The sequence below is a fragment of the Micromonospora sp. NPDC047753 genome, from assembly GCF_040642735.1.
GTDB lineage: Bacteria > Actinomycetota > Actinomycetes > Mycobacteriales > Micromonosporaceae > Micromonospora.
Window position 1 is genome coordinate 1 of the sequence record NZ_JBEYSL010000424.1, and the last position, 5,966, is coordinate 5,966.

Sequence of the window (5,966 nt, forward strand, 5' to 3'; positions counted from 1 at the left end):
GCGAGCAACAACGGTTTGGTGGCCACACAGAATGCCAGCATCGCCGGGCCGAGCCAGAGCGCGGAGACCTCCGGACCGGCCAGCGTGATGTTCTTCGGCACCATTTCACCGACGACCGTGTGCAGAAATACCACCACGCCCAGCGCCAGCACGAAAGCCACCGGGTGCACCGCCCGCTCCGGCAGGCCCGCCGCGTGGAACGGCGGCTCCAGCAGGTGAGCGAGCGCCGGTTCGGCGATCGCGCCCAGACCCAACGAGCAGACAGTGATGCCGAGCTGCGCGCCAGCGATCATCAGCGGAATCTGGTTCATCGCCGACAACGCCCAGCGGGCGCGTTTCGACCCGGCGGCCAGCGGCTCGATCACCGTCCGACGGGACGCGATGAGCGCGAACTCGCTGCCCACGAAGAACCCGTTGCCGAGCAGCAACAGCACTGTCACCAGCAGCTCAGTCATCGTCGTCCGGGTCCGCCGGGCGCAACACCCGGACCTGCTCGATCCGGTGCCGCTCGACCTCGACCACTGTGAACTCCCAGCCGGCCGCCTCGACCGTCTCGCCGGCGAGCGGGATGTGCCCGAGCTGGGCCATCAGGAACCCGGCCAGGGTCTCGTACGGCCCCTCGGGTAGCCGGAAGCCGGTCTGCTCGGCCAACTCGTCGGAGCGGAGCACACCGTCGACCAACACTGTGCGCTCACCGCCCGGCACGGTCAGCTCGTCCGAACCGTTGTCGTCCACGCTCGCCGGGTCGAACTCGTCGGCGATCTCCCCGACCAACTCCTCGACGAGGTCCTCGACTGTCACCACGCCGTCCGTGCCGCCGTACTCGTCGACCACGATGGCCAGGTCGGCCCCGGCCGCCTTCAACGCCGCCAGGACACCGTCCAGGTTCAGGCTCTCCGGCACGTACACCGGCTCGCGGGCCACCGAACCGACCCGGGTCGACGCGCGGTCGGCCAGCGGCACGCCCAGCGCGTCGGGCACGCCGGCCACACCGGTCACCAGGTCCAGGGTCTCCTCATACACCGGAAACCGGGTCCGCCCGGTCCGCCGCGACTCCTCCAGAAGCTCCGCCACGGTGGCCGTGGCGCGCAGCGCGACCACGTCCACTCTGGGGGTCATCGCCTCCGCTGCCCGCTTGTCACCGAAGCGGATGGTGCGACGCAGCAGCATCGCGGTGTCCGTGGGCAACGCGCCGGCCCGCGCCGAGATGCCCGCCAGCAGGCCCAGCTCCTCAGGCGAGCGGGCGCTGGCCAACTCCTCCTGCGGCTCCACGCCGAACGCCCGGACCAGGCGGTTCGCCGAGCCGTTCAACCCCCGGATCACCCAGCCGAACGTCCGGGAGAAGGTGTGCATCGGACCGGCCGTGGCCAGCGCCGCCGGCATGGGCCGGGCCAGCGCCGCGTTCTTCGGCACCAACTCGCCGAAGAGCATGGAGATCAGCGTGGCCAGGGCCAACGCGAGGAACGGGGTGAGCCGCTCCGTGCTGTCCCCGGCCAGCGGGCGCAACAGCGGGGTGAAGAGCCGAGCCAGGGCCGGCTCGGCCAGGTAGCCGGTGAGCAGCGCGGTGATGGTGATGCCGAGCTGCGCCCCGGAAAGCTGGAAGGAGAGTTCGCGCAGCGCTGTGCGTACCGTCAGGGCGGCCTGGTCGCCCGCGGCGGCCCGCCGGTCGATCTCCGCCCGGTCGACAGTGACCAGGGCGAACTCGGCCGCGACGAAGAACGCGTTGCCCGCGGTCAGGGCTGCGAAGCCGACCAGGGGCAACAGCGTCATCAAGAGTAGGCCGTCGATGTCGCCTCACCTCGGCGAGATTCTTGCACGACAGCGGCGGCCCTCAGGGGCCGCCGCTGTCGATGAACAGATCCCGGAGGTACGCGTCTCAGCCGCCGATCGGCGCGGTCTCCTTGCCGCCCTGCGGCTGCTCGGGCTTGACCGAGCGGAGCAGCACGCTGGCCACGTCGATCACCTCGACCTGTTCGCCGGCACCCTTGCCGTTGACCCCGTCGTTGAGCATCGTCGAGCAGAACGGGCAGCCGACCGCCACCGTCTTCGCCCCGGTGGCCATGGCCTCCTCGACGCGGTCCACGTTGATCCGCTTGCCGATCTTCTCTTCCATCCACATCCGGGCGCCGCCGGCACCGCAGCAGAAGGACCGCTCGCTGTTACGCGGCATCTCGGTCAGGTCGCCCGCGATGGCGTCACCGAGGACCTCGCGGGGGGCCGCGAAGATGCGGTTGTGCCGACCCAGGTAGCAGGGGTCGTGGTAGGTGACGCCGCCGTCGACCGGCTGCACCGGCGTGAGCTTGCCGGTGGCGACCAGGTGCGCGAGCAGTTGCGTGTGGTGGACCACCTCGAACTCCCCGCCGAGCTGCCCGTACTCGTTGCCCAGGGTGTTGAAGCAGTGCGGGCAGGTCGCCACGATCTTGCGCTTGGCCTTCTCCCGACCCTCGAACGCCTCGTTCAACGTCTCCACGTTCTGCTGGGCGAGCATCTGGAAGACGAACTCGTTGCCGATCCGTCGTGCCGGGTCGCCGGAGCAGGTCTCGCCCTCGCCCAGGATCGCGAACTTCACGCCCGCCTCGTTGAGCAGCGTGGCCACCGCGCGGGTGGTCTTCTTGGCCCGGTCCTCGAACGCGCCGGCGCAGCCGACCCAGAACAGGTACTCGAAGTCGTCCACCTCGCCGACCCGGGGCACCTCGAAGTCCAGACCCTTCGTCCAGTCCTCGCGGGTGTTCTGCGGGGCGCCCCACGGGTTGCCCTTGTTCTCCAGGTTGCGCAGCATCACCCCGGCCTCGGAGGGGAAGCTCGACTCGATCAGGACCTGGTAGCGGCGCATGTCGACGATGTGGTCGACGTGTTCGATGTCCACCGGGCACTGCTCGACGCAGGCACCGCAGGTGGTGCAGGACCAGAGCACGTCCGGGTCGATGACACCGCCCTCCTCGGCGGTGCCGATCAACGGCTTGTCGGCCTCGGCGAGGGCCAGCACGTCCAGGTGGGCGAGCTGCGCCTGGGTGGCCTTCTCCTCGCCGGTCAGGTCCTTGCCGCCGCCGGCCAGCAGGTAGGGCGCCTTCGCGTACGCGTGGTCGCGCAGGCTCAGCACCAGCAGCTTCGGCGACAGTGGCTTGCCGGTGTTCCAGGCCGGGCACTGCGACTGGCAGCGACCGCACTCGGTGCAGGTGCTGAAGTCCAGGAGGCCCTTCCAGCTGAACTGCTCGACGTGGGCGACGCCGAACTGGTCCTTCTCCGGGTCCGCCTCCTCGAAGTCGAGCGGCTTGCCCTGGCTCGTCATCGGGCGCAGCGCGCCGAGACCGGAGCCGGCCGGCTTGGCGGGCTCCCGCTTGAAGAAGATGTTGGGGAACGCCAGGAAGCGGTGCCAGGCGACGCCCATCGTGACGTTCAGGGAGATGACGATCAGCCACGTCATCGAAATAATGATCTTGATGGCCGCGGCGACGCTGACGCCGTCCGCCCAGTCGGGCAGCACCGCGCCGACCGCGTGGCTGACCGGGGTGGCCCAGAACGGGAACTCGAAGTGGTCAGTGGCGACCTTGAAGCCCCGGATCACGAAGCCGAAGATCAGGACCAGCAGCACGATCCACTCGACGAAGTAGCCCTGCCACATGGTCGAGCCGGTGAACCGGGACCGCCCTCCCGGGCGGGTCGGCCGGTTGCGCAGCCGGATCGCCATCAGCACCAGGATGCCGACCAGACCCAGCACCCCGATGATCTCGGTGACCAGACCGAAGATCGTCCAGTGCCCGATGATCGGCAGACCGCCGTCGGTGGTGACCACCTCGAAGTACGCCTCGAGCACCAGCAGCGACAGCACGACGAAGCCGACCATCACGAACCAGTGCGCGGCACCCACCACGCCCCACTTGAGCATCCGGGTGTGGCCGGCCGTCTCCACCAGCATCGTCCTGGCGCGGGCGACCTTGTCGGAGAACCGCTCCGGCGCGGGTTGCCCGAGCCGGATGACTGCCACCATCTTCAGGACCGCACGCACCGCAAGCCACACCGCCACGGCGGTGATGGCGGCTGCGAGGATCGTGGTGACGATCTGGACGCTGCCCATCGAGTTGGCCTCCCCGGTCTGCTGCCTGATGACCTCGCTCTGCTCGGTCATGCAGTGCAGCCTACGCGAAGGTTACCCAGCGGTAACGTGAGTCATCTCGCAGTAGGCCGCGCTGCCTGCGCACACCATAGGGGGGCCCCACCCGATCCTGCTGGGCAGGGGCTCGACGGGGTGACGTGGGACCGCCGACGCGACGGTCGGCGGATCAGCGCCAGCGAGAGAGCAACGCCAGCGAGGCGACCATCGCACCGAAGCCGACGGCGAGGTTCCAGTAACCCCACGCCATGACCGGGTACTCCTGCTCCGACAGGTAGTAGAGCACCAGCCAGCCGATGCCGACGACGATCAAGGCGACCGCGGTGATCGGCAACCACACCGGGCTAGGCTTGCGCGACGACGACGTCGTCGTCGGACGCACGTCCGTCGGCGGGGTGTACACCTTCTTCTTACGGACCTGAGACTTGGGCACGGCGCTCTCCAGAGGGGTGACGACCTCGTCCGGCCTGACAACCGGGCGCGGGGGCGACGGTCCATGGCCAATAATGTTCGAGAGCTAGCGTAGTCCCGATTGGCCGCCCGGACCACGAATGGGGTCAGGCCGGTGCACGGAGTGACCGAAAGAGGCGGGACTGTTCGCATCACCGGCCCAGCCGGCACGGACCGATCCCCGACACGCGGAAGGAACGCTCGGTGGAGTACACATCCGGCGCAACCTCCTGGCAGAAGGTCCTCCGACGGGCCGCCGCCGGGCTGCTGCCCCGGCGACCGCGCCAGCGCCGTCCGGGCTGGTCGATCGGGGTGCCCCTGATCGCCGCGGCGGCCGGGTTGCTCTTCACCACCACCGCGACCACCGCAGGCGGCACCTCTCTCCGGGAGGACCGACGCCCCCAGCTCAACCAGCTCATCGAGGACCGCCGCGAACAGGTCGCCGCCAGCGAGCGCCGCGCCGCCGAGCTGCGCGGCGAGGTCGAGCAACGGACCAACACGCTGGCCGGGTCGGACGCCCCGATCAAGGCTCAGCAGAATCGCGCCCAGGGCAGCCTCCAGGACGCCGGGTTCACCGCCCTGAGCGGGCCCGGGGTCACCGTCGAGCTGAACGACGCGCCCCAGCTCGACCAGACGCAGTCGGACGCCAGCAACGACGACCTGGTGGTGCATCAGGGAGACGTACAGGCGGTGGTCAACGCGCTCTGGGCCGGCGGGGCCGAGGCCATGTCAATCATGAATGTCCGCGTGCTCACCACCAGCGCGGTACGCTGCGTCGGTAACACCCTGCTACTTCACGGCCGGGTGTACTCCCCACCGTTCAAGATCGTAGCGATCGGCGATCCCGCTGCCCTCCAGCAGGCCCTCGCCAGCTCTCAGGGAGTCCGGTTGTTCAAGGACGCGGTCGACGACTACCAGCTTGGCTACAAGGAGACTGCCTCCACGGTGCGAGTTCCCGCATTCGAGGATTCCACAGCCCTACGCTCGGCTACGGTGCCCAAGTGAGCGGGCCGGACGAGCAACGCGACGGGCGACACCGGGACCACACCGACGAGCCGACCGCCTTTCTGCCCAAGGTCGACCGGCCCGAGTCGGCGCCGGGCCGACCGACCCCGGCCAGCAACTGGCCCGAGCCGGTGCTGCAGTCGCCACGAGCCGAACAGCCGCCACGACCTGAGCAGCCGCCGCGAAGCCAGCAGCCGCCACCGAGCGCCCCTCGACCCGAGCCGACCGAGCCGACCGGGCCGACCGGGCCCCCGGGCCGCTCGGGTGCCGAAGCGCCGCCGCCCTGGCCGGGCAGCGCGACTGCCGGGTCGCCGAAGACCGGGATCGTCCACCGTGAGTCGGTCGCGGCGGCCTCGCCCGCGAAGAAGTAGCGGGTGCCGTCGGGCGTGGTGACCGTCCA

At 69.9% G+C, this 5,966-nt stretch carries 6 protein-coding genes; 2 read left to right on the forward strand and 4 right to left on the reverse strand.

Annotation, left to right across the window (positions count from 1 at the left end):
• From ABZ749_RS27355 to ABZ749_RS27370, 4 genes are all read right to left on the reverse strand, one after another.
• Window positions 1–455, reverse strand: a 455-nt coding sequence (locus ABZ749_RS27355) for a CNNM domain-containing protein (RefSeq protein WP_357232850.1), incomplete at its 3' end; no start/stop codon positions are given.
• Window positions 448–1,770, reverse strand: a complete 1,323-nt coding sequence (locus ABZ749_RS27360) for a hemolysin family protein (RefSeq protein ID WP_357232852.1) — start codon at window positions 1,768–1,770, stop codon at window positions 448–450. The genes ABZ749_RS27360 and ABZ749_RS27355, both read right to left, overlap by 8 nt.
• A 106-nt stretch (window positions 1,771–1,876) precedes the next feature.
• A complete protein-coding gene (locus tag ABZ749_RS27365; protein WP_357232856.1) occupies window positions 1,877–4,075 on the reverse strand; it encodes a (Fe-S)-binding protein in 2,199 nt (732 codons plus the stop codon).
• Between the two features lie 205 nt (window positions 4,076–4,280).
• Entirely contained in the window at window positions 4,281–4,544 is a 264-nt protein-coding gene (locus ABZ749_RS27370; protein ID WP_112583988.1) for a cell division protein CrgA, read from the reverse strand.
• 221 nt (window positions 4,545–4,765) lie between these two features.
• Between ABZ749_RS27370 and ABZ749_RS27375 the strand changes: the two genes are divergently transcribed.
• On the forward strand, window positions 4,766–5,566 hold the full coding sequence (locus tag ABZ749_RS27375; RefSeq protein WP_357194816.1) for a DUF881 domain-containing protein: 801 nt from the start codon (window positions 4,766–4,768) through the stop codon (window positions 5,564–5,566).
• The gene (locus tag ABZ749_RS27380; RefSeq protein ID WP_357232854.1) at window positions 5,563–5,937 is read left to right on the forward strand and encodes a hypothetical protein; all 375 of its coding nucleotides are present in this window, start codon (window positions 5,563–5,565) and stop codon (window positions 5,935–5,937) included. The genes ABZ749_RS27375 and ABZ749_RS27380 overlap by 4 nt, the downstream gene beginning before the upstream one ends.
• The last annotated feature ends 29 nt before the right edge of the window (window positions 5,938–5,966 follow it).